At 70.5% G+C, this 21,633-nt stretch carries 22 protein-coding genes; 11 read left to right on the top strand and 11 right to left on the bottom strand.

Translation table 11 applies throughout. The features are described 5' to 3' along the window. Positions 1 to 37: 37 nt before the first annotated feature. Together PV796_RS38680 and PV796_RS38675 are read left to right on the top strand one after the other, a co-directional pair. The gene (locus PV796_RS38680; RefSeq protein WP_274918501.1) at positions 38 to 670 is read left to right on the top strand and encodes a TetR/AcrR family transcriptional regulator; all 633 of its coding nucleotides are present in this window, start codon (positions 38 to 40) and stop codon (positions 668 to 670) included. A 241-nt stretch (positions 671 to 911) separates the two neighbouring features. After that, positions 912 to 1,070, top strand: a complete 159-nt coding sequence (locus PV796_RS38675) for a hypothetical protein (RefSeq protein WP_274918500.1) — start codon at positions 912 to 914, stop codon at positions 1,068 to 1,070. 22 nt (positions 1,071 to 1,092) lie between these two features. On the opposite strand, the gene PV796_RS38670 is transcribed toward PV796_RS38675, so the two are convergent. Genes PV796_RS38670 through PV796_RS38650 form a run of 5 tightly spaced genes read right to left on the bottom strand, consistent with a single transcriptional unit; the run spans position 1,093 to position 6,406 of the window. Further along, entirely contained in the window at positions 1,093 to 3,279 is a 2,187-nt protein-coding gene (locus tag PV796_RS38670) for a heavy metal translocating P-type ATPase (protein ID WP_274918499.1), read from the bottom strand. A gap of 2 nt (positions 3,280 to 3,281) precedes the next feature. Next, positions 3,282 to 3,599, bottom strand: a complete 318-nt coding sequence (locus PV796_RS38665) for a DUF1490 family protein (RefSeq protein ID WP_274918497.1) — start codon at positions 3,597 to 3,599, stop codon at positions 3,282 to 3,284. Between the two features lie 31 nt (positions 3,600 to 3,630). After that, positions 3,631 to 4,572 (bottom strand): metal ABC transporter permease, encoded by a 942-nt coding sequence (locus PV796_RS38660; protein WP_274918495.1) that lies wholly within the window; start codon positions 4,570 to 4,572, stop codon positions 3,631 to 3,633. Further along, the gene (locus PV796_RS38655) at positions 4,569 to 5,465 is read right to left on the bottom strand and encodes a metal ABC transporter ATP-binding protein (RefSeq protein WP_274918493.1); all 897 of its coding nucleotides are present in this window, start codon (positions 5,463 to 5,465) and stop codon (positions 4,569 to 4,571) included. Before PV796_RS38655 ends, PV796_RS38660 begins: the two co-directional genes overlap by 4 nt. After that, complete coding sequence (locus PV796_RS38650; protein ID WP_274919387.1) at positions 5,462 to 6,406, bottom strand: metal ABC transporter solute-binding protein, Zn/Mn family; 945 nt, start codon at positions 6,404 to 6,406, stop codon at positions 5,462 to 5,464. The genes PV796_RS38655 and PV796_RS38650 overlap by 4 nt, the downstream gene beginning before the upstream one ends. Positions 6,407 to 6,562: 156 nt before the next feature. Between PV796_RS38650 and PV796_RS38645 the strand changes: the two genes are divergently transcribed. Further along, on the top strand, positions 6,563 to 6,931 hold the full coding sequence (locus PV796_RS38645) for a VOC family protein (RefSeq protein WP_274918492.1): 369 nt from the start codon (positions 6,563 to 6,565) through the stop codon (positions 6,929 to 6,931). Positions 6,932 to 7,360: 429 nt separating this feature from the next. Here the strand turns inward: PV796_RS38645 and PV796_RS38640 are convergent, their stop codons facing one another. Beyond that, positions 7,361 to 7,570 carry a hypothetical protein gene (locus PV796_RS38640; RefSeq protein WP_274918491.1) on the bottom strand — a complete coding sequence of 70 codons (210 nt, stop codon included), beginning with the start codon at positions 7,568 to 7,570 and terminating at the stop codon, positions 7,361 to 7,363. Positions 7,571 to 7,680: 110 nt separating this feature from the next. On the opposite strand from PV796_RS38640, the gene PV796_RS38635 reads away from it, so the two are divergent. From PV796_RS38635 to PV796_RS38625, 3 genes are all read left to right on the top strand, one after another. After that, positions 7,681 to 8,514: a helix-turn-helix domain-containing protein gene (locus PV796_RS38635; RefSeq protein ID WP_274919386.1), complete on the top strand. Its 834-nt coding sequence runs from the start codon at positions 7,681 to 7,683 to the stop codon at positions 8,512 to 8,514. Further along, positions 8,511 to 8,708: a DUF397 domain-containing protein gene (locus tag PV796_RS38630; protein ID WP_274918489.1), complete on the top strand. Its 198-nt coding sequence runs from the start codon at positions 8,511 to 8,513 to the stop codon at positions 8,706 to 8,708. Before PV796_RS38635 ends, PV796_RS38630 begins: the two co-directional genes overlap by 4 nt. A 172-nt stretch (positions 8,709 to 8,880) precedes the next feature. Next, complete coding sequence (locus tag PV796_RS38625; protein ID WP_274918488.1) at positions 8,881 to 9,495, top strand: TetR/AcrR family transcriptional regulator; 615 nt, start codon at positions 8,881 to 8,883, stop codon at positions 9,493 to 9,495. Positions 9,496 to 9,569: 74 nt separating this feature from the next. Here the strand turns inward: PV796_RS38625 and PV796_RS38620 are convergent, their stop codons facing one another. Both PV796_RS38620 and PV796_RS38615 read right to left on the bottom strand, forming a co-directional pair. Beyond that, complete coding sequence (locus PV796_RS38620; protein WP_274918486.1) at positions 9,570 to 9,935, bottom strand: iron chaperone; 366 nt, start codon at positions 9,933 to 9,935, stop codon at positions 9,570 to 9,572. A 146-nt stretch (positions 9,936 to 10,081) separates the two neighbouring features. Beyond that, entirely contained in the window at positions 10,082 to 11,302 is a 1,221-nt protein-coding gene (locus PV796_RS38615; protein ID WP_274918485.1) for an FAD-dependent oxidoreductase, read from the bottom strand. A gap of 300 nt (positions 11,303 to 11,602) precedes the next feature. Between PV796_RS38615 and PV796_RS38610 the strand changes: the two genes are divergently transcribed. Further along, entirely contained in the window at positions 11,603 to 13,150 is a 1,548-nt protein-coding gene (locus PV796_RS38610; protein ID WP_274918483.1) for an MFS transporter, read from the top strand. A 129-nt stretch (positions 13,151 to 13,279) separates the two neighbouring features. Then, entirely contained in the window at positions 13,280 to 13,864 is a 585-nt protein-coding gene (locus tag PV796_RS38605; protein WP_274918481.1) for a hydrolase, read from the top strand. A 60-nt stretch (positions 13,865 to 13,924) separates the two neighbouring features. Here PV796_RS38605 and PV796_RS38600 read toward each other — a convergent pair whose 3' ends face one another. The 3 genes from PV796_RS38600 to PV796_RS38590 all read right to left on the bottom strand — a co-directional run bounded on the left by PV796_RS38600 (position 13,925) and on the right by PV796_RS38590 (position 16,155). After that, positions 13,925 to 14,488, bottom strand: a complete 564-nt coding sequence (locus PV796_RS38600) for a TetR/AcrR family transcriptional regulator (RefSeq protein WP_446750657.1) — start codon at positions 14,486 to 14,488, stop codon at positions 13,925 to 13,927. 76 nt (positions 14,489 to 14,564) lie between these two features. Continuing rightward, complete coding sequence (locus PV796_RS38595; RefSeq protein ID WP_274918479.1) at positions 14,565 to 15,959, bottom strand: amidase; 1,395 nt, start codon at positions 15,957 to 15,959, stop codon at positions 14,565 to 14,567. After that, positions 15,946 to 16,155: a hypothetical protein gene (locus tag PV796_RS38590; protein WP_274919384.1), complete on the bottom strand. Its 210-nt coding sequence runs from the start codon at positions 16,153 to 16,155 to the stop codon at positions 15,946 to 15,948. Before PV796_RS38590 ends, PV796_RS38595 begins: the two co-directional genes overlap by 14 nt. 220 nt (positions 16,156 to 16,375) lie before the next feature. Between PV796_RS38590 and PV796_RS38585 the strand changes: the two genes are divergently transcribed. The 3 genes from PV796_RS38585 (at position 16,376) to PV796_RS38575 (ending at position 21,552) form a co-directional block, all read left to right on the top strand. Then, a complete protein-coding gene (locus PV796_RS38585) occupies positions 16,376 to 17,326 on the top strand; it encodes an MBL fold metallo-hydrolase (RefSeq protein WP_446750710.1) in 951 nt (316 codons plus the stop codon). 756 nt (positions 17,327 to 18,082) lie between these two features. Beyond that, positions 18,083 to 20,176, top strand: coding sequence for an NEW3 domain-containing protein (locus PV796_RS38580; protein WP_274918477.1), 2,094 nt, complete (start codon positions 18,083 to 18,085; stop codon positions 20,174 to 20,176). A gap of 74 nt (positions 20,177 to 20,250) precedes the next feature. Then, the gene (locus tag PV796_RS38575) at positions 20,251 to 21,552 is read left to right on the top strand and encodes a glycoside hydrolase family 27 protein (RefSeq protein WP_274918475.1); all 1,302 of its coding nucleotides are present in this window, start codon (positions 20,251 to 20,253) and stop codon (positions 21,550 to 21,552) included. The last annotated feature ends 81 nt before the right edge of the window (positions 21,553 to 21,633 follow it).

The following is a 21,633-nucleotide window of genomic DNA, read 5'->3' as shown; positions in this document are numbered from 1 at the left end:
GACCGCCGCCCCGAAGGCGGCACCGAAGGACCCCGCCGTGCCCAAGTCACCCACCAAGCGCCGCCCCCTGACGCGCGCCGCCCTCACCGAGAGCGCCTGGGCGCTGTTCACCGAGAAGGGGTTCCACGCCACGTCGATCAGCGACATCGTGGAGCGCGCGGGGCTGACCCGGGGTGCCTTCTACTCCAACTACCGCGACAAGGAAGAGCTCTTCCTCACCCTGTACGACACCCACACCGACCGGCTGTTGGCGGAGCTCAAGGACGCCGCGGAGCATCCGGAGGCGGGCAAGCACCCGCTGGTCCAGCTCCAGGAGCGGATCGCGGGTCGGACCCGGCAGGAGCGGCAGTGGTTCCTGGTCTCCATGGAGTTCACCCTGCACGCGGCCCGCAACCCCGCGGTCGCCGAGCAGCTCGCGGTCCATGAGGAGCGTCTCACCGAGGGCCTGACCGAGGTGCTGTCCGCGGCGCTGGCCCGGACCGGTGCCCGGCCGGCCGTTCCCGCCGAGGAGTTGACCCGTCTGCTCGTCGCCCTCTTCGAGGGTCTCACCGCCCAACGGCTCATCCACGGCACCGCACATCGCACCGACGACCTCGTCCCGCGCGTCATCCACGCGCTCACCAGTCCCGCGCAGCCGGCCGGGAGCGGAGGCGAGGGCGCCGGGGCGTGACGGGCGGCGGCGAGCCCCAACGCCCCCTGGGCGGCGGTGTGGACGCCAAGTCGGTGCCTCCGCACCAGGATTGAGGCGCCCGCGCGCCGTCGTGGCCGCCGACCGGCGCATTTTCGTGCGAACACGCCGGGGCGCACGACGGGTTCACAAGCGCACAACCTCGTAAGCTCTTACGTAACGCAAGAGAGCGGCTCCCCCGGTGGAACCGCCAGTTCTCCGCGTTTCACGAGAGGGGCTCCAGATGCAGACCATGGAGGAGCGTCCGTCAACACCCCGTCGATTCCCCGACCCGTGGCGCCGTTACGGCCGGCTCGTCGCCACCAACTTCCTGCGCGGCGCGTCCTACACGTTGGGCACCGCGGTCATCGGCCTGGCGATGTGGTGGGCACAGAACCGCTAGTGCGGTAGCCGACCCCGGGTGGTCAGCTCACCCTCCGGTCCTCCAACGGGGCCGCGCGCAGCGGCATTTCGGTGGTCTGGGGCAGGTGCGGGGTGTGGTTGACCAGCCGGGCGGAGTTGCCGACCACCGCGATGCTGCTGGTGTTGTGGAGCAGGGCGGCGAGCACCGGGTTCATGGTGCCGCCGGCGCCGGCGATCAGGCCGAGGAGGTTGACGCCGATGGCGAGACCGTAGTTCTGGCGGACCACCCGCAGGGTGTGGCGGCTGAGTTCGACGACCGCGGCGACCTGCCGCAGGTCGTCGCCGGGCAGGGCGATGTCGGCGGTCTCCAGCGCCACATGGGACGAGTGCGCGCCCATGGCGATGCCCACGTCGGCGAGGGCCAGGGCGGGGGCGTCGTTGGTGCCGTCGCCGACCATCGCGACGGTGTGGCCCTCCGCCTGGAGGTCGCGGATCAGTTGGAGCTTGCCCTCGGGCAGGGCGTGCGCGTGCACCTCGGTGATGCCGAGGGTGTCGGCGACGACCTGGGCGGTCTCGGGCGCGTCGCCGGTGAGCAGGACGAGCCGGGCGACGCCGAGTTCGGTGAGCTGCCGGACCACGGTGGCGGCGCCGGAGCGCACCGCGTCGGAGACGCCGAGCAGGCCGATCAACTCCTCGTCGTGGGCGATGCAGATGACCGTCTCGCCGCCGGCGCGCAACTGTTCCGTCCAGCCGTGTGCCTCCTCCGTGAGCTCGACGCCGTGCCGGCGCAACAGGGCCGGGCTGCCCACCAGCAGCCGGGTGCCGTCGAGTTCGGCACGCATGCCCATGCCGAGGACGACCTCGCATGCCTGGTGGATGGGGGCGCGCAGGTGCTGCTGCTCGGTGTGCGCGACGATGGCCTGGGCCAGCGGGTGGCGGGCGTGCAGCTCGCCGGAGGCGGCCAGGCTCAGGACCTGGTCGGCGGTGTGGCGGGCGCTGAGGGTGACCACGCTGGTGACCAGTGGGCGGCCGAAGGTGAGGGTGCCGGTCTTGTCGAAGACGACGGCGGTGACCCGGCCGACGCCCTCCAGGTGGGTGCCGCCCTTGATCAGGGTGCCGCGCCGGGCGCCGTTGCCGATGGCGGCGCTGATCGCGGTGGGAGTGGCCAACCCGGCGGCGCATGGACAGGCGACCAGCAGCATGGTCATGGCGCGGCGGGCGTCGCGGGTGACGACGTAGGTCAGCGCGGCCAGGGCGAAGGAGACCGGGACGAAGCGGCGGGTGAAGCGGGTGGCGACGGTCTGGATCGGCGCCCGGTCGGACTGGGCCTCCTCGACCCGGCTGATGATCCGGCCGACGGTGGTGTCCGCGCCGACCGAGGCGGCCCGCACCCGCAACGAGCCGGAGGTGACGATCGTCCCCGCGTACACCTCGGCGCCCGCGCGGGCGTAGACGGGCAGCGCCTCGCCGGTGATCGCGGCCTGGTCCACGAGGGCGTCGCCGCCGGTGACTTGGCCGTCGACCGGGATGCGGTGGTGCTCGTAGACGGCGACGACATCGCCGGGGGCGACCTCCTCCAGCGCCACCTCGGCCTCGACGCCCGCCTCGCGCACCAGCCAGACCCGCTCCTCGCCGACGGTGAGCAGGTCCGCGATGGCGCGCCGGGTGCGGCGCAGGGTCAGGGTCTGGAGGAACTCGCCGATGTTGAGGAGCCACAGGACGGTCAGGGCGACCACGTTCTCGCGCAGCACCAGCGAGATCACCGTCGCCGCGGTGACGAGGGTGTCCGTTCCCGGGTGGCCGCGGCCGCGCAGGGTCCGCAGGGCGCCGCGGAAGAACGGGACCCCGGTGAACAGGGTGATCGCGCCCAGGAGTCCGGAGGATCCGACGGCGAGGCGGGGGCGGCGCAGCAATCTGCGCAGCGCCACGACGGCGAGGACGGCGCCGCCGACCGCGAGCCTGGCCAGTTCGCCGGTGGAGGAGTCGGGGGTGGAGCGGGTGGGTCTGGCGGGCGCCGCGGCGGGCGGGGCGTCTTGCAGGGCGGCGACCAGGCGGTCGACGTCCAGCAGGTCCGGGGTCATCCAGATCACGACGCTGCCGGTGCGCGGGAAGATCCGCAGGGCCCGGAAGCCGCGCAGGCCGGCCAGCCGCTCGTCGACCAGGCCGGCGCTGCCGGGTCGGGCCCGCACCCACGGCACGGTCAGCCGCGCCCTGCCCGCGGCGACGGAGCAGACCTCCACCCCGGACATGGTCAGTGCTCGTGCCCGTGGTCGGGCTCGGGGCCCTCGGTGGCGACCGCGGACGGCGGTGGGACCTCCTCGCCCAGTGACGTGCGGGCCTCGGCCAGCACGTCACCGACCTTGAGCCGGGCCTCCTCGGCGGCCGCCGCCAACCACCGCCCCGCGACGATCCCGCCGGCCACGGAGCCCACAACTGCCTTGCGCACGGCGGGCTTCGCCCCTGGCAGGTGCTTGGCTGCGCCCTTGACGATCAGGGCGCCCACCACACCGGAGACCGCGTGGTGCGCGAGGCGTCCGGCGGCGGTACCGGCGAGCGCGACGGGGTGCATCTGGGGACTCCTTCCGTCCGTACCGGATCCTTCAAGTGTGCGACCGGACGGCGTCGCGCGGCGAGCCGGGCGCGCTCGCCCCCGGCCGGCGGGCGGTGCGCCGGGCCGCCACCAGTCGGCAGCCGAGGTAGAGGGCGAAGGCGATGGTGGTGACGTAGGGGCTGACGGGGACGGTGCCGCCGAGCGAGAGCAGGATGCCGCCCTCCATCGCGCACAGCGCGAAGACCACGCTCAACACGGGGAGCAGCAGCGGCGAGGCGGTGATCCGGGCCGCCGCGGCCGCCGGGGTCACCAAGAGGGACAGCACCAGCAAGGCCCCCACGATCTGTACGCACAGCGCCACGGCCAGTCCCAACACCAGCATGAACGCCAGGGACAGGGCGCGGACCGGGACGCCCCGCGCCGCGGCCACTTCGGGGTCCACGCTGGCGAAGGTCAGCGGCCGCCAGACGATCGCCAGCGCGAGCAGCACCACCAGCGAGGTGCCGAGCAGCCAGGCGGTCTCGGGTGCGCTGACGGCGATGATCTGGCCGGTCAGGATGCCGAACTTGTTGGCCGCGCGGCCCTTGTAGAGCGACAGGAACAGCACGCCGAGGCCGAGTCCGAACGGCATGATGATGCCGATCACGGCGTTGCGGTCGCGGGCGCGGACGCCCAGCAGACCGATCGCCCCGGCCGCGATCAGGGAGCCGGCGATCGATCCGGCGACGATGTTCACCCCGGCCAGCAACGCCGCGGAGGCGCCGGCGAACGACAGCTCGCTGATGCCGTGCACCGCGAACGGCAGGTCCCGCATGACGACGAAGACGCCGGCGAGCCCGCCGACCAGTCCGAGCAACACCCCGGCGAACAGGGAGTTCTGGACCAGCCCGAGCAGTTCGCCGTAGTGGTCGAAGTTGATGATCTGTGACCAGATCCCGGTGCCGCCCGCGCCGTCGGCGAGCAACGCCCATCCGGCTACCGGCCCGCTCACGGGTCCGCTCCCCCGCCCGCCTCAGCCGGCCCGTTGGAGTGCACGTGCCCCGCGCCCTCCTCGGGCGCCCCGACCACCACGATCCGGCCCCCGGCCCGGACCACGTCGATCCGGGTGCCGTAGAGCTCCGTCAGCGCCTGGGAGGTCATCACCTCGTCCGGCGGCCCGACCCGATGCCCGCCCCGGGCCAGGTACAGGACCCGATCCACCAGCCCCAGTACGGGGTTGATCTCGTGCGTCACGAACACCACGGCGGTACCGGCGGAGCGGCGCCGCTCGCCGACCAGGTCGGTGACGGTGCGCTGGGACCGGAGGTCCAGGGAGTGCAGCGGCTCGTCGCACAGCAGGATGCGCGGGTCGGTGGCGAGCGCCTGCGCCATCCGGACCCGCTGCTGCTCGCCGCCGGAGAGCTGCCCGATCGGGCGGTCCGCGAACGCGCCCGCCCCGACGGCGTCCAGCAGTTCGGCCACCCGGCGGTGGAGCCCGCGGCGGGCCAACGGCGGCCCCCAGCGGTGTCCGTCCAGCCCCAGGCGCACCAGGTCGCGGGCGCGCAACGGGGTGTGCGCGGGTTGCAGGGTGTGCTGGGGCACGTAGCCGAGTCGCGCATCGCCCTTGCGGGGCGGCTGGCCGAGGACGGTGAGGGTGCCGCCGGTCAGCCGCTGCCGGCCGAGCAGCACCCGCAACAGGCTGGTCTTGCCCGAGCCGTTGGGGCCCAGGACGGCGAGGAACTCCCCGGGGCCGACGTCCAGGTCGAGGTCGTGCCACAGCACGCGCCCGCCGTATGCCAGGCGTGCCTGCCGCAGGCTGATCACCGGCGCCGCGGCAGTGTCGCCCGGGCCGGCCCGCCGGTCCGTGGTTCCCGGGAGCGCTGAGCGGAACTCCGCGCGTCTCATCGCCGCTCCAACGCGCCCGCGATCGCCGCGATGTTGGCCGACATCCAGCCGAGGTAGTGCTGTCCCGGGGGCAGGGTTTCGGTGACCGGAACCACCGGGACACCGTGGTCCTTGGCCGCCGCCTCGACCTTGTCTGACGGTGGTCCGGACGTCTGCGCGTTGTAGACCAGCGCCTTGACGCGCTCTCCGGTGAACAGCGCGAGCGTGTGCTCCAGGGTGCGCGCGGAGACGTCGTTGCCGTCCTCCACGGCCCGGCTGAAGTCGCCGGGCGTGACGTTGTGCAGCCCCATGGCTCCGGTCATGTAGAGCGGCAGCGGTTCGGTGACCGCCACCTCCGCGCCGCCGTGCTCCGCCTTGACCCGCGCCTCGCGCCGCTCCAACGTCGTCAACTCGCCTTGGAACGCCGTCGCGTTGTGCCGGAAGCGTGCCGCGTCCGCGGGGTCGACTTTCGCCAGGTCACCCGCGATCCGCTCCCCCAGTTTCCCCGTCGACGGCAGGTCATACCACACGTGCTCGTTGAGCTCCCCGCCCGCCTTCGGGGTCCTGCCGGACACCCGCACCGCGTCGATGACCGTGGGCGAGGGGTTGGCCGCGCCCTGCAACAGCCTGTCGACGAAGTCGTCGTAGCCGCCGCCGTTTTCGACGACGAGCCGTGCCTTGGACAACTCCAAGCGGTCGTAGGCGCTGGCCTGATAGGAGTGCGGGTCCTGCGCCGGGTCGCTGATGATCGAGTAGACCGTGACCTTGTCACCACCGATGGTCTGCACCAGATCCCCGTAGACATTGGTCGAGGCGACGACGCGGACGGGAGCGCCCGAGGAACCGCCGCCGCCGTCCGCGCCGGAACCGGACGAGGCGGCGCATCCGCAGGCCAACGCGAGGACCATGGCCAAGGGGGCAGCCGGCCCCACGGGGCCAACCGGGCCGCGCACCAAGCGCATCCGCCCGAAGCGCATCCGCATCGCGGCCTCCCGTCGTACGGAGAGCCGAAACGGTTTTCGGTTCATTATCGGCCCGTCTCCGTCGGGCCTCCACCGCAGCGGGGCGCTTGTCCACAGGGCCGAACGCGGAGCGCTCGGGTACGGCACAATCGCCGCATGCTGACAGTGGGTTCCGTGGTGCTGGGGGTATCGGACGTACGACGCGCGGCCGCGTTCTGGACCGCGGCGCTGGGATACGTCCCGCGCGAGGAGATAGCCGACGACTGGGTGGTCTTGGTGTCGGCGGAAGGGACCGGCATTCCACTCTCGCTCGGGCTCAGCGAGACGCCCGTGCAGGAGCTTCCGCGGATCCATCTCGACCTCTACGCCGGGGACGCGGCGGATCAGGCCGCCGAGGTCGAGCGCCTGCTCTCCCTGGGCGCCCAACGCGTCGACTGGGCGCACTACCCGGACGACGCCGACTTCGTGGTCCTGGCCGACACCGAGGGCAACCGCTTCTGCGTCATCGACACGGGGCGGCCCTAGTCAGCGCGGAGCAAAGCCCCGTCGCACACCACGGGAGAGCGCGCGAACGGGGCAGTTTCTACGTTTCACCACTCGATGTCCTGGAGGGCATCTGGTGACCTCCGTCGGACTCAGCCATGGCACCTCGCCCCGAGCTGGTGCCGCCACATCTCCTCGCTGGCAACAGCGGCCGCTGCATAGTCACCACGCGCACGCGCCTGCTTACGCTTCCCGTCCCAGGACCGGCACGTGCTGCAGTCCGGGGTGGGGTTCGGGTTCAGCCCGGCGAGTTCGCGCAGCGTTACGGGCTCTTCCTGGGCACGGAATTGAACACGGTCGCCATCGGTCACTGCTACCACGTCCGCTTCGTGTTCTTGCCCGCGTCAGTGGATTTCGATGACTGCCTGTTCTTCTCGGCGTTCTTCTTGCTCAGGTCGTCAGTGCTACCGCTCATCGCCGGGCCGCCTCCACGATCTTGCACAGGCACTCCGTCTGCTCCGCGTCGAACAGCGGAGGGGCGATCCGCTCGACCACACTGTCGCCGCGCTTGAACGTGGCAACTAGGGCGTCGTCAGCGAGGATTCCGGCTGCCTTGAACGCATCGTTCAGGCGCTTGCACAACTCGTCGGCCGTTCGTACGGGTACGGGGGTCGCACGCATGCTTGCCTCCTTGGCTCTCGGTAGTCGTTTCGCTACCGTCGCGACTCAAGTTGACCTAGAGTCGGCAAGTCTTCAACTTGCGTTATCTGTACGGAGAGTTGGGCAAGATCATGGTGAACCGCAAGAACCTCAAGCCCGCCGAGTCGCCCAACGCTCACTTTGGCGCGCGCTTACGCAGGCTGCGGGATGAACGCGGCTGGACTCAGGACGAGCTAGGCGCGCACATGGGGTGCTCCGGCACGCATATTTCCGCCGTCGAAACTGGTCGGCGTCCTCCAACTCCCCACTTTGCGGCACGTGCTGACAAGGCACTTGGTACAGGCGATCAGCTACAGCGGCAGTGCCGTGTGACCCGGGGCGGTGCGCTGCTGGAGGGCTTCCCGGAGTTCGTAGCTCACGAAGGCCACGCAGTAGAGATCCGCCTGTACGAGGTCGGCGTCATCCCTGGACTACTTCAGACTCCGGAGTATGCGTCGACGCTCGCCAAGAGCGCTGTCAAACGTGGAGCGATCACGCCTGACGAAGCCGATGAGCGGGTCTCGCTCGTCGCCAAGCGACAGAAGGTGATTTCCCGGCCCTGTGCGCCCCTGATCCTGGCCGTATTGGACGAGAGCTGCCTACGTAGGCCCGTCGGCGGCCCCGCTGTCATGCGCCCACAGTTGGAGAGGCTGGTCCAGTTCGCCGAACTCCCGGACACTGTCCTCCAGATCGCCCCGTTCGACATGGCGGAAGGGCGACCGTTCGACTTGCCGCTCTACATACTGACGCTTCCGGACCGCCAGGTCGCGACCTACGCCGAGTCTGCGCAACGAGGACATCTTGAACGGGAAAGCGCTTCTACGCGGCGCCTGTTGACGGCATACCATCAACTGCAGGCCGACGCGCATTCCCAGGCGGCTTCCGTGGCCATGATCGAGAAAGCACGAAAGGGCATCCTGTCGTGACGACCGAGACCCCCCGCTGGTTCACATCCTCTTACAGCAACAATGGCGGCGCCTGCGTGGAGGTCGCTACCAACCTCGTTTCCACGCGTGGCATCGTCCCCGTCCGCGACAGCAAGGCCCCGGAGGGCCCGCACTTGAGCCTCACGCCTTCGGCGTTCGCCGAGCTCGTCGCCTTCGCCAAGTCGCACGGCTGACCAGCCCACCACGCATCCGGACCGGCCCCCGACATGTCCACCAAAGGACACTGCGGGGGCCAACTGGTCACGGCTCGCCACAGACGGATAGTTGCTTCACGTCGGCCCGGGCTCACACTGGGCTCAACCGTGCAACTTTTTGCCCTGGTCATCCCGCCCATAGGATGGGGAGATGACCGATACCGCGAGTGAGCACGCACCGCTGGGTCGCCGCGAGCGCAAGAAGGCCGCCACCCGCCAGGCGCTGGCCGATGCCGCCCTGCGGCTCTTCACGGAGCGGGGCTACGACCAGGTCGGCATCCGGGACATCGCGGAGGCCGCCGACGTCTCCACCACCACGCTGTTCAAGCACTTCCCGAGCAAGGAAGCGCTGGTCTTCGACGAGGGCGACGAGATCAGGGCCGCGCTGCTCGCCGCCGTGCGCGAGCGGCCGGCCGGGCAGTCCATTCCCCGCGCGCTGCGCGACCACGTCCTGCGCGCCCGGCTCCCCAAGGGCGCCGACGCCGATCCGCGCTTCGTCCAACTCCTCGAACTCGTCGACGCCACCCCGGCGTTGCGTGCCTACGCGCGGCACATGTGGATGCAGCACGAGATCGATCTGGCCGCGGTGATCGCCGAGGAGAGCGGCGCGCCCGCCGACGACCCGATGTGCCGGGCGCTCGCCCACTTCGCCCTGGAGGCGCGCGACCTCGGCCACGGCAGCCCCGACCCCGAGGCCGCCGTCAACGGCGCCTTCGCCCTGCTCGAACGGGGCTGGTCGGAAGGGCGACGGGACGCGGCAAGCTAGCCGGCGGCGGTTGGCCGCGGGCTGGCGAGCTGGGGCGCGTTCGGCTTGATCGCAGTCGAGCGCCGGGCCCAGCGTCAGCAGACTGTGCCGGGCCGGGCCGCCGTCGCTCGCAGCAGATCACGCAGCAGACCGAAGTCGATGGCCTGTGCCCGGCGGAACCGCAGACATCCCTTGCCCATGTCCTGCCCCGCCAGCCGTTCGGCGAACGCCTCACGCACATCGCTGCGCATCAGGTAGAACGAGACGTACTGCTTCTGACTGGCGAAGGCGATCTCGGCGACACCGTCGCGCTCATATGCGGGCATACCGTAGGCCATGACCTCCGTGAAGCCTGTCAGCTCCCGGCGACACAGTTGCCGCAGCTCGACCAGGGCGTCCTTACGCTCATCGGGCACCTCGGCCAGATAGCCGTCCACATCCTTCACAGCGCTTTGCACCATTCCGATACGTTATGCCGCATTCGCGATCGTGAGCAAGACCTCCAACGCTCCCCAGCGCCGAGCCCGACCCATGCCGACCGGCGACGAGACGTACACGCCCGCAACTCCCGCACTGCCAGCGGCCCGTCACCGCGCCCGCACGCGCCTCAGCGCCCCCGCGCGGTCCGCTCCTCGGCCCGTCGGCGTCGGTACTCCGCCGCACTGGCTTGGTAGTTCCGGTGCTCCTGGGCGTGGTCCGGCGGGAGGTGCGGGGCGTCCGACGGGGTCGTGGCGAAGAACCGTTCCAGCCCGGTGTTGGCGCCCACGGCGAGTTCTCCGGAGCGGGGGAACATCGTCGCCTCGTAGCGGGCGAGTGCGTCCTCGACGGTGGCCTCCTCATGGAGGGCGTGTGCGAGTTCCGCGCCGTCGAGCAGGGCGAGGTTGGCGCCGTGGCCGCCGAAGGGCGCCATCAGGTGGGCGGCATCGCCGATCAGGGTGACGCCGGGGGCGCGGTCCCAGGTCAACGGGGCGGGCAGGGCCCAGAAGGAGCGGGGGACGTAGTCGCCGTCGTTGTCGGTGAGCAGCGGGTGCAGCTCTGCTGACCAGCCGCCGAACTCCCTTAGCAGAAAGGTCCGGACGGCCGCACGGTCGGCGAGGTCCAGGCCGGCCCGGACGTCCCAGTCGGGCCGGGCGCGGAACGCCACATAGCCGCGGACCACGCCGTTGCTGTTGCGTTGGACGATCACCGCGCGGCCGTCTCCGTCGGTGGCGAACAGATGCCCGTCGCCGACGAGCGCGGCGACCGCGGGATGCCGGGCATCGACGTCGTCGAACCGGACGTCGAGGAAGGCGACCCCCAGATAGCGCGGCACCTCATCGGTCAACAGGGGCCGCACCGCCGACCAGGCGCCGTCGGCCCCGATCACGAGATCCACCTCGGCGGTCGCGCCGTTGGCGAACTCCAGGTGGTGCACCCCGCGGTCGGTCGGTGTCGCCCGGAGCAGTTTGTGGCCCCAACGGACGGTTCCGGGGCGCACGTTGGCGTGCAGCATGGCCCGCAGTTGCCCGCGGTCGATCTCGGGCGCGGCCGCGTCCCCCTCGTCGGGGACGAACCCGGCGAGCACGGTGCCGTGGTGGTCGCGGCGGCTCTTGGCCTGCCCTTCGAGGCGCGCCAACGCCCGGAAGGCGTCCATCAGTCCGGCGTCCTCCAGGGCGATCTGGCCGGAGTCGGCGTGCAGGTCGAGCGTCCCGCCGGGGTCGCGGGAGTCCACGGCGTCGTCCGCGTCGTAGACGGTTGGCTCGATGCCGTGGTTCTGGAGGATGCGCGCGCAGAGCAGCCCGGCGGGTCCGCCGCCGATGATCGCGATGCGTGGGTTGTCCGTCGTCATGGGGTCCTTTCCGTGGGCGCAGGTGTAGCGCCCCTCGGCAGGCGCAGGTGTGGCGCCTCCTCCTTCACCGTAGGTCCAACGAGCACGAAAGTGCAACAGTTCAACTTTTCCATTTGGTCAACCTTTGCCAGGCCGCAGCACCACCCCTCACCAACTCCACTTGATCAGGCAATATTGACAATCCAGGTTGAACATATTTAGCGTGCAGGACATGAGCAAAAGTCGCGACGGCCTCCAGTCAGAGCAGCAACTCCACATGCTCATCGAGGCGATGACGCTGCCGGACCAGGCAGCCCGGGCATGACGGGGCCCGCCATACGCCCGCGCGCATCGCGGCACACCGCGGACCGCGACGGATCCGGCTTCGACCGGAAGTTGATCGCGCCGATGGTCCTGGGCACGATCCTGAACCCGGTCAACTCCTCGATGCTCGCCGTGGCCCTGATCCCCATCGGGCAGTCCTTCGGCGCCCCACCCGCGCAGACCGCCTGGCTGGTCTCCGCGCTCTACCTCGCCACCGCCGTCGGCCAACCGGTCATCGGGCGGCTGGTGGACTCCTACGGGCCCCGCCTGCTGTACCTGATCGGCACCGCACTGGTGGGCATCGCCGGCCTGTTGGGGGTGTTCGCCCCGAACTTGGGCGTGCTGATCTGCTCCCGCGTCCTGCTGGGGTTCGGTACGTCGGCGGCCTATCCGGCGTCGATGTTCCTGTTGCGCGCCGAGTCGGACCGCACGGGCCTGAAGAGTCCCAGCGGCATCCTCGCCGCACTGTCCGTCTGCGGCCAGGTCATCGCCGTCATCGGCCCGACCGTCGGTGGACTGCTGATCTCCGCGGGCGGCTGGCATCTGATCTTCGGCATCAACGTGCCGCTGTCCGCCGCCTGTCTGGTGCTGGGCGCGCTGCACCTGCCGCGCCTAGCCACCCTCAAGGAGGTCAGCGGCGTCCGTCCCGCACGGCGGACGGACGTCGCCGGGATGGCACTGTTCGCGGTGACGCTCACCGCCTTCATGCTCTTCCTGATGGACCCGCGGGTGGGCACCTGGTACCTGCCGGTGCTCGGCGCGGCGGCGGGCACCGCGTTCGCCGTGCGGGAACTGCGCACGCCCGAGCCGTTCGTCGACCTCCGGGTCCTGCGCGGCAACGCCCCACTGTTGGCCACCTACGGCCGTCAACTGCTCGCCTACACCACGACCTACGCCTTCCTGTACGGCTTCACTCAGTGGCTGGAGGAGGGGCGCTCGCTCAGCGCCAAAGCGGCGGGATTGCTCCTGCTGCCGATGTCGGCGGTGGCCGTGGTGATCACCGCGATCACCGGCCGGCGCGCCGCGGTGCGCGGCAAACTGCTCGTCGGGGCCGTGGTCCAACTCGTCGGCTGTGCGGCCCTGTTGTTCGCCGACGCGGCGAGCCCCCTGTGGCTGCTGGCGCTCATCGCCGCCGTCGTCGGCATTCCGCAGGGGCTCAACGGCCTGGCCAATCAGAACGCGCTGTACGCCCAGGCCGATCCGGCCCGGATGGGGTCGTCCGCCGGACTGCTGCGCACCTTCACCTACCTCGGTGCGCTCGCGGCCTCGGCCGCCAACGCCGCCTTCTTCCGGCACGGCGCCACGACAGATGGCTTGCACAACCTCGGCTGGCTACTGCTCGTCGCCGCCGCACTGTTCCTGGTGGCGAGCGTCGCCGACCGCTCGCTGCACCGCATCGGTCGGGCCGGGAATGCCGACGCAGACGCTGACACCGACACCGACACCGACACCGATGCTGATGCTGATGCTGATGCTGATGCTGATGCTGATGCTGATGCTGGCAACGTCGGTTCGTCTCCGGGGAGTCGGGAGGCCGGCCGCTGATCGGCAGCCGGGCCGCCCCAGGTCCGCGCCTCCGCACCACCCACCACACCACCCCCATCCCGCACCACACGAAATACCCAAGTACCCGCACTCAGCATGTAGTTCACGTATTGAGGAAGAGACCCCACCATGACCGTCAGCACCCTTGACCCCAAGACCGCCCTGGTCGTCATCGACCTTCAGAACGGCCTGCGGGGCGTGCCGGGCGCTCCGCACACCCTCAGCGAGGTGATCGAGCGGAACGTCCGGCTCGCGGACGCCTTCCGCGCCCGGGAGTTGCCCGTCGTCCTGGTCCGCGTCAGCTTCGCCCCCGACGGCGCCGATGTCGTTCCGGGCCGTGCCGAGGAGCCGCGCCACTCCCAGACCCCGCCCGCCGGCTGGGACGAGATCGTGCCCGAACTCGCCGGCCACGCGGGGGACATCACCGTCACCAAGCGCAACTGGTCGGCCTTCTACGGCACTGACCTCGATCTTCACCTGCGGCGTCGGGGCGTCACCCAGATCGTACTGACGGGGGTGGCCACCAGCATCGGCGTGGAGTCCACCGCCCGCACCGCGCACGAGCACGGCTATCACCTCACGCTGGCCACCGATGCCATGACCGACCTGGACGCGGACGCCCATCAGCACAGCATCGGCAAGATCTTCCCCCGGCTCGGCGAGCGCGGTACCACCGAGGAGATCCTGCAGCTTCTCGCCAAGACCCACGGCTGATCCGGCCGTTGGGCGGCAGCCCCTGACCTCCCATGAAGTCCGGGAGGTCAGGGGCTGCCGCTACGCCCGTTCGTCGAGGAGTCCGGCCACCAAGTCGTGGGCGTACTCGGCGTCGAGCGGGCCGGGGCGGAACAGGATGCGGTACATCATCGGGGCCACGACGTGGTCGAGGACCACGTCGACGTCGGGCGCCTGCTCGCCCCGGTCGGTGGCCCGGGCGAGGATGATGTCGATCTGGTCGGCCGCGTAGGCGGAGCACTGTCCGGCGTTGCTACCGTCCGGGTCGCCGAGCAGTGCGTCGCGGATGTAGGCGCGGCCGGGTGGCGACGCCATCTCGTCGAGGAAGTGCTCTGCCCACGTCCGCAGGTCCGAGGCGAGATTGCCGCGGTCCTCGGGCGCTGACTCCGGGCGCAGGCGCTCGACGGCCACGTCGGAGAGCAACTCCCGCAGATCACCCCAGCGCCGGTAGATCGTCGACGGGGTGACTCCGGCCCGTGCGGCGACCAGCGGCACGGTCAACGCGTCGCGGCCCAGCTCGGTTTCGAGTGCGCGCACGGCGGCGTGGACCGCCTCCTGAACCCGGGCACTGCGGCCGCCGGGGCGCACCATCGGTCGGGGACTCATACCATCACCCTAAGCCCCTAACGCAAAACTCTTGCGTCTAGCGGGCGCAGGGCGCGGACGCCTCGCCCGCCCGGCCTCACGCCGCCACCGGGGCGAGCGCACGGGCCGGCTCGGACTGCTCGTAGGCGTGGCCGGCCCGCAGCAACAGGGGCTCGCCGAGAGGCCGCCCGAGCAACTGCATGCCGATCGGCATGCCCGCCCGATCATGGCCCACCGGTATGGACAGCGACGGCAGTCCGGTGACGTTGGCGGGCGCGCAGAGCCGCACATAGGCGTCCGAGACGCTCTCGACCGTGCCGTCGGCCCAGGAGACCGTCTCCTGGCCGGCCGGTACCGCGGCTATCGGGACGGTCGGGGCGGCGATCACATCGACCTCTTCCAGCAGGCGCCCCCACTCCTGCCGCATCAGGGTGCGGGCGCGCTGGGCGCGTACGTAGTCACCGGCGGGCATCAACGCCCCGGCTTCGAGGAGGATGCGGACGTCGTCGCCGTAGTGGTCGGGAACGGTCCGGAGGGTCTGCTCGTGGTAGGCGGTGGCCTCGGGGACCATCAACCCCCAGTGGGTCGCCTGGATATACCGCGTCAGGGGAATCTCAACCTCGACGAGCCGTGCGCCGAGCGTCTCCAACTGGTCGATGGCGCGCCGGACCGCGGCCTCGACATCCGGATCGACCCGGTCGAAGAAGTAGTTCCGGGGGACGCCGACGCGCAGTCCCGTCAGGTCGGTGCCGCTGGGCGGGAGGTGTGCGGCGAGGGGTGTGGCCAGGGAGGCGGGGTCGCGCGGATCGGGGCCGGCCAGCGCGGGCAGGACCAGGGCCGCGTCCTCGACGGTGCGGGTGAGCGGGCCGACGTGGTCCAACGACCAGGAGAGCGCGGTGACTCCGTGCCGCGGGACCAGGCCGTACGTTGGCTTCAGGCCGACGATCCCGTTCAGCGCGGCGGGCACCCGGATCGATCCCCCGGTGTCCGTCCCCAGGGCGAAGCCGGCGGCTCCCGCGGCCACCGCGACGGCCGAGCCACCGCTGGAGCCGCCCGCGGTCCGACTGTGGTCCCAGGCGTTGTGGGTCTGAGGGGTGGTCAGTCCGTAGGCGAACTCATGGGTGTGGGTCTTGCCGACGAGCACTGCGCCGGCCGCCGCCAGGCGCGCGGCGACCGTGCTGTCCTCGTCCGCGCGGTGGTCGCCGCGGACCCGGGAACTGGCCGTGGTCGCGATGCCGGCGACATCGATCAGGTCCTTGAGCCCCATGGGGATTCCGTGCAACGGGCCGCGGAACCGGCCGTCCGCGGTCTCCCGTTCCGCCGAGCGCGCCGAGCGGCGGGCCAGCTCCGCGGTGACGGTCACATAGGCGCCAAGCCGTGGCTCGACCTGCTCGATGCGGTCGAGCACGGAGTCCACCAGCTCGACGGGGGACAGCTCCTGGGCACGGATCGCCTCCGCCGCGGCGGCGAGGGAGAGTTCATGCGGCTGCATCGGGCTTCTCCTCCCCCACGCGGTACGAGGCGGCGGGCGGGACGTCTGCGAGATCCAGCTCCCGCAGGGTCGAGACGACGGAGTGGATGTGGGCGGCGACGGCCGCCACCGCGTCGTGGCGATCGTCGGGCAGCGGAAGCCCGGAGCGCGCGGCCCAACGGGCGGCCTCCGGAGGTGTGAGTGCGGCGGCGGGCAAAGGCATGAGGGGCTTCTCCTGATCGTTCCGTTGCTCCGTTGCACGGCGTGCGAGCACGCCCACAATCAAAAGCTAACTGTTTGCTTTAACCGACGATAGGCCCTACTCTCGACTTAACGCAAACGGATTGCTTTTAGTTTTCCGCTCACGCCCCGCTCCACTCCGGCACGACGGACCAGCCACGACAGAGCATGGAAGAGCGAGAAGGAAAGGACGCATGATGCGCACTCCCTCCACCGACGAAACCGCCAACCACACCGGCCCCACCATCCCCTCCTGGACCGTCGGCGACCTCACCGTCCACCGCATCGACGAGACCCGCCTGCCACAGGAGACCGGCCCCTGGCTGCTGCCGAGCGCCACACCGGAGGTGATCGACGAACACGACTGGCTACGCCCCGACTTCGCGGACGAGGACGGCATCCTCCGCCTCTCCACCCACAGCTTCGCCCTCACCGTCGGCGGCCTGCGCGTGCTCATCGACACCGGGATCGGCAACGGCAAGACCCGCGCCAACCCTGCCTGGCACGACCTCCACACCGACTACCTACAGCGCCTCACGGCAGCCGGCTTCGCCCCCGAGAACGTCGACCTGGTCATCCTGACCCACCTGCACGCCGACCACGTCGGCTGGAACACCCGGGAACACGGCGGCACTTGGGTCCCCACCTTCCCCAACGCCCGCTATGTGGTCTCCCGAGCCGAGCGGGAGTTCTGGGCCGGGTACGCGATGGACGAGCCGCGCCAGCAGATGTTCCGCGACTCGGTACTCCCGGTCGAGGAGGCCGGGCTGTTCGATCTCGTTGACGTCCCGCCCGAGGGCGTCGAGGTCGCCCCCGGGCTGCGCCTGCTCCCCACCCCGGGCCACACCCCGGGCCATGTCGCGGTGGAGATCAGCAGCCGGGGCGCCACCGCGCTGGTCACCGGCGACTGCACCCATCACCCCGTCCAGTTCGCCGACCCGGCCATCGGCAGTTGCGTCGACATCGACCCCGCACAGGCCCTGGCCACCCGCCGCACACTCTTCACCAGACTCGCCGACGCCGAAACCCTCGTCCTGGGCACCCACTTCCCCCCACCCACCGCCGGCCGCGTGGTCCCCACAGGCGCAGACGCAGGCACCACCTATCGGCTCGTCCCCGTCCCGCCGAGCGACATAGCCCACGGTTGACATCCGCTCCGCGGCCCGACCGCCGGGGACGACCACCGCACGCCCCCGGCCGCCAAGAAGCGGACAGTTCCCCGCGGTTCGGGAATCGCGCGGTCCGGCGATCGCGCGGCCCGGGAATCGCGAGGTTCGGGAATCACGCGGCCTGGGAATCGCGCGGTTCGGGAATCGTGAGAATCCACCGACCGTGCGTCACGGACCGGAAGGACGAGCCTGTGCGGCACGACCGCCTCGCGCGTGTCCGCCAGGGATCGAGACCGTGTCCGCCACGCCCAGGGGTTGGGCTGAGGGCTCTCGGCGAACTGCGGTGCGTTCGCGTGCGCGACGCGGCAGGAGCGCGGCCCGGCATGGCGAATTTGTCGTGGGCGAGGCTGTCGCCGGAGCGGGGCTGCCGAGGGCTCGCCACCCCAGTGCTGACTGCTCGCCCAATGACCGTCCCGCTCCGGGAACACACCGACTACTGACCGTCCAGCCGACCGACGCCCCGCCGTGCGAGCTGGACCGCAAGGCGCCCGGAGTCACGCCACAAGTCCGCACAGGGCACTGCCAGTTGGGCGCAGCAGGTTGTCCCGCCATGGAAGATGTCTAGTCAACTGGCAACATTCGCGGCCCAGTTGGGATCTTGTGCGAATTAGGTCGAATATGATGCAGCTTCATGTTTTCTCTTGACTGGTTATGTTGACTTTGGTTCGCTTGGCGCGCTCTGCGCAAGGCACAGATCCGTGACCGTCCGTTATCCCTTCGGACTCAGGAGAACTGATGCGCAAGACGTGGGCCGCCTTCATGGCCGCCGCGCTGACTGTGGCACCGCTCGCGGTCGTCCCCCTCGCCGCCACCCCGGCGGCAGCTCTCGGCAACGGCCTGGCCCTCACCCCGCCGATGGGCTGGAACGACTGGAACGCCTTCGGCTGCAACGTCAGCGAACAACTCGTTCAGATGACCGCAGACAAGATCGCCTCCAGCGGGCTGCGGGCCGCCGGCTACGGGTACGTCAACATCGACGACTGCTGGATGGGCAAGTCCCGTGACAGCAAGGGCAGTCTCGTCCCTGACGAGACCAAGTTCCCGCACGGCATCAAAGGCGTCGCCGACTACGTACACGCCAAGGGCCTCAAGCTCGGCATCTACGAAAGCGCCGGCACGATGACCTGCGCCGGCTACCCCGGCAGCCTCAACCATGAGCAACAGGACGCCAACACCTTCGCCGCCTGGGGCATTGACTACCTCAAGTACGACAACTGCAACAACATGGGGATACCGGCCCGGCGGCGCTACCAGGCCATGGGCGACGCGCTGGCCAAGACCGGCCGCCCCATCGTCTACAGCCTCTGCAACTGGGGCGAGGAAGACGTGCCGAGTTGGGGAGGCTCGGTCGGCAACCTCTGGCGTACCACCGGCGACATCGACGCCTCGTACGGGCGGATGCTCGCCATCTTCCACCAGAACGTCAGCCACGCCGCCGCGGCCGGACCAGGTGCCTGGAACGACCCGGACATGCTGGAGGTCGGCAACGGAATGACGCCGACCGAGGACCGCACCGAGTTCTCGCTCTGGGCCGAGATGGCCGCACCGCTGATCTCCGGCACCGACCTGCGCAGCGCGAGCGCCGACACCCTGGCGATCTACGGCAACACGGACGTCATCGCCGTCGACCAGGACAAGCTCGGTAGGCAGGGAAGGCCGGTCAGTACGGCGGGCGGACTGGACGTCCTGGCCAAGCCGCTGGCCGACGGCAGCGTCGCGGTGACCTTGTTCAACGAGAACACCGCGCCCGCCGTCATCTCCACCACGGCATCGGCGATCGGCTTGGGGGCCGCCAAGGGCTACACCCTGCGGGACCTGTGGACGCACCGCACGACCGAGACGGCCAAGGCCATCAGCGCTTTCGTGCCCGGACACGGGACGGTGATGTACCGGGTCACACCCACCGGCAAGCCGGACGGATATGCGCCCAACGTAGTCGTCGACGCCGCCGCGTCCGGCTGGTCGGCCGGCACTTCCGCCACGGTGTCCCCGACCGTCACCGACAACGGTGTGGTGGCCGCCACCGATGTGCGGCTGACGGTCCACGCACCGACCGGGTGGACCGTCACCCCGCTCACCCGCACGCGATTCGCCCGGGTGCCCGGTGGCGGTAAGGCCGTCGCCAGGTTCCGGGTGACCGCCCCCGCCGTCCTCCCCACACCGATCACCCATGCCACCCTCACCGCAACCGCCGCCATCCGCGGGCCGGGCGGCAGACAGACGGTCACCGCGCCGACTCCCGTGGAACTGTCCGCCCCGGTCCAGGCGCCGTTGAAGGTCTTCTCCGACAACACGGCCACCTTCGGCGCGCAGGGCGGCAGGCTCGCCATCGACGGCGCGGGCGCGGACTTGTGGGGCAACACCGACCAGTACAGCGCGATCTACCGGCCGGGCGCGGAGCACGACGGCTCCACCACCGTCGTCAAGGTGACCGCCCAGGCCAACACCAGCGAGTGGGCGAAGGCCGGGATCATGGTCCGGGACGACATCACCAAGCCCGGCAGGTCTCCCGGTTACCTGATCCTCGCCGAGGCCGCCGGCAAGGGCTACGTCCTGCAGTGGGACAGCACCGGCGGCGGGCATCTGGACTCCAACAGCGCCCCGCCCAACGAGGGCAGCGGCACCGCCGCCTACCCGAGTTGGCTCAAGTTGGTCCGCTCCGGCTCCGCGTACACCGGCTACTACTCGACCAACGGCACCGACTGGACCCGGATTGCCACGGCCAGCCTGCCTGGAGTGACCGCCACTCAGGATGTCGGTGTGTTCACCAGCTCCCACAGCGAAGGCGCCGGCGGCGAGGCGGACTTCGCCGGTCTCACCCAGAACTGACCTCCGCGGCGCGGCGGCCGGCCAGCCGCTGCGCCGCCCTCCCACACCATCTCCCTCTCACCTCGGAGTTCCCGATGCGTGCCCTCTCACGCCTGCTCCTCTCCCTGTCCATCGCGCTCCCCGCGCTCGGACTCTCCCCGCTCGCCACCACCACCCCCGCCCACGCGTCGGGCAACGGCCTTGCGCACACCCCGCCGATGGGCTGGAACAGTTGGGACACCTTCGGTTGCAACGCCAGCGAGCAGATCGTCAAGGACACCGCCGACTTCATGGCCTCCAGCGGTATGCGCGATGCCGGATACCAGTACCTCACCATCGACGACTGCTGGATGAGACGCTCGCGCGACGCGGGCGGCAACCTCGTTCCCGACCCGCAGAAATACCCTGACGGCCTGGCGGCGCTCGCCGCGTACGTGCACGGAAAGGGGCTGAAGTTCGGCGTCTACGAGAGCCCGACCTACCACACCTGCCAGGGCTTCCCCGGAAGTCTGGGCCGCGAACAGCAGGATGCCCGGACCTTCGCCACTTGGGGTGTCGACTTCCTCAAGTACGACAACTGCCTTGCCAGTGACCCTTCTCAACGGGTCGGTGACGAGCGGCTTCCGTTGCAGACGCGTGACGGCCGGATGCGCGACGCGCTCGCCGCCACCGGTCGCCCGATCGTCTTCAGCCTCTCCCTGCAGCCCGCGGCCCAGGGCGAGACGCCGTGGGTATGGGGCAAGGGCGTGGCCAACATGTGGCGCATCGACGGCGACCGAGACGCCTCGTTCGCCGGCCTCACCCGACTGATCCACGCCGACCTGGACAAGTCGCGGTACGCGGGCCCTGGTGCCTGGAACGACATCGACATGCTGGAAACCGGCAACTACGCCTCGGCGTCTCAGAATCCCAAGCAGCGCCTGACCTACGATCGGGAGAAGTCCGAACTCTCCGCCGCCGCGGTGCTTGCCGCACCACTGATCTCCGGCGCCGACCTGCGTACGGCCGCCGCCGCGGGCAGCTCGGGCTTCCCGATCAGTCAGCAGGACCTGAGCGTCTACCTCAACAAGGAGGTCATCGCCGTTGACCAGGACAGCCTGGGTCGGCAAGGCACCGCCGTCGCCACCGCCAACGGCCTTGACGTGCTGCGCCGCCCGTTGGCAGGCGGTGCTGTCGCAGTGGCCCTGTTCAACGAGACCTCGGCGCCTGCCACCCTCTCCACCACCGCCGCGGCCGTGGGCCTGCCGGTGAGCAAGGCCGGATACGCGCTCAACGACCTCTGGACACACACGAGTTCGGTGAGCGCCGACGGCACCATCAGCGCCACCGTACCGGCCGGCGGTACGGTGCTCTACCGGGTGACTGCGCACTCCGGCACTACGGGCTCTGCACGGTAGCCCTGCCTCCGCTGCCTCCGGCCGATGCCTGGACGCCTGGGACAACCGGACCCCATCCCGGCACGAAGGTCGAGCTGGCTC

Origin of the sequence: Streptomyces sp. WZ-12 (assembly GCF_028898845.1) — a bacterium.
Taxonomy (GTDB): domain Bacteria; phylum Actinomycetota; class Actinomycetes; order Streptomycetales; family Streptomycetaceae; genus Streptomyces.
Note: the sequence above shows the minus strand (reverse complement) of the source record. Positions and strands in the feature narration are given on the sequence as shown.

Excerpts from the sequence above, each read along its gene's own strand:
- PV796_RS38675 (WP_274918500.1), top strand. The coding sequence starts at position 912 with ATGCAGACCATGGAGGAGCGTCCGTCAACACCCCGTCGATTCCCCGAC.
- PV796_RS38670 (WP_274918499.1), bottom strand. The coding sequence starts at position 3,279 with ATGTCCGGGGTGGAGGTCTGCTCCGTCGCCGCGGGCAGGGCGCGGCTG.
- PV796_RS38665 (WP_274918497.1), bottom strand. The coding sequence starts at position 3,599 with ATGCACCCCGTCGCGCTCGCCGGTACCGCCGCCGGACGCCTCGCGCAC.
- PV796_RS38655 (WP_274918493.1), bottom strand. The coding sequence starts at position 5,465 with ATGAGACGCGCGGAGTTCCGCTCAGCGCTCCCGGGAACCACGGACCGG.
- PV796_RS38650 (WP_274919387.1), bottom strand. The coding sequence starts at position 6,406 with ATGCGCTTGGTGCGCGGCCCGGTTGGCCCCGTGGGGCCGGCTGCCCCC.
- PV796_RS38645 (WP_274918492.1), top strand. The coding sequence starts at position 6,563 with ATGCTGACAGTGGGTTCCGTGGTGCTGGGGGTATCGGACGTACGACGC.
- PV796_RS38640 (WP_274918491.1), bottom strand. The coding sequence starts at position 7,570 with ATGCGTGCGACCCCCGTACCCGTACGAACGGCCGACGAGTTGTGCAAG.
- PV796_RS38635 (WP_274919386.1), top strand. The coding sequence starts at position 7,681 with ATGGTGAACCGCAAGAACCTCAAGCCCGCCGAGTCGCCCAACGCTCAC.
- PV796_RS38625 (WP_274918488.1), top strand. The coding sequence starts at position 8,881 with ATGACCGATACCGCGAGTGAGCACGCACCGCTGGGTCGCCGCGAGCGC.
- PV796_RS38620 (WP_274918486.1), bottom strand. The coding sequence starts at position 9,935 with ATGGTGCAAAGCGCTGTGAAGGATGTGGACGGCTATCTGGCCGAGGTG.
- PV796_RS38615 (WP_274918485.1), bottom strand. The coding sequence starts at position 11,302 with ATGACGACGGACAACCCACGCATCGCGATCATCGGCGGCGGACCCGCC.
- PV796_RS38610 (WP_274918483.1), top strand. The coding sequence starts at position 11,603 with ATGACGGGGCCCGCCATACGCCCGCGCGCATCGCGGCACACCGCGGAC.
- PV796_RS38605 (WP_274918481.1), top strand. The coding sequence starts at position 13,280 with ATGACCGTCAGCACCCTTGACCCCAAGACCGCCCTGGTCGTCATCGAC.
- PV796_RS38600 (WP_446750657.1), bottom strand. The coding sequence starts at position 14,488 with ATGAGTCCCCGACCGATGGTGCGCCCCGGCGGCCGCAGTGCCCGGGTT.
- PV796_RS38595 (WP_274918479.1), bottom strand. The coding sequence starts at position 15,959 with ATGCAGCCGCATGAACTCTCCCTCGCCGCCGCGGCGGAGGCGATCCGT.
- PV796_RS38585 (WP_446750710.1), top strand. The coding sequence starts at position 16,376 with ATGCGCACTCCCTCCACCGACGAAACCGCCAACCACACCGGCCCCACC.
- PV796_RS38580 (WP_274918477.1), top strand. The coding sequence starts at position 18,083 with ATGCGCAAGACGTGGGCCGCCTTCATGGCCGCCGCGCTGACTGTGGCA.
- PV796_RS38575 (WP_274918475.1), top strand. The coding sequence starts at position 20,251 with ATGCGTGCCCTCTCACGCCTGCTCCTCTCCCTGTCCATCGCGCTCCCC.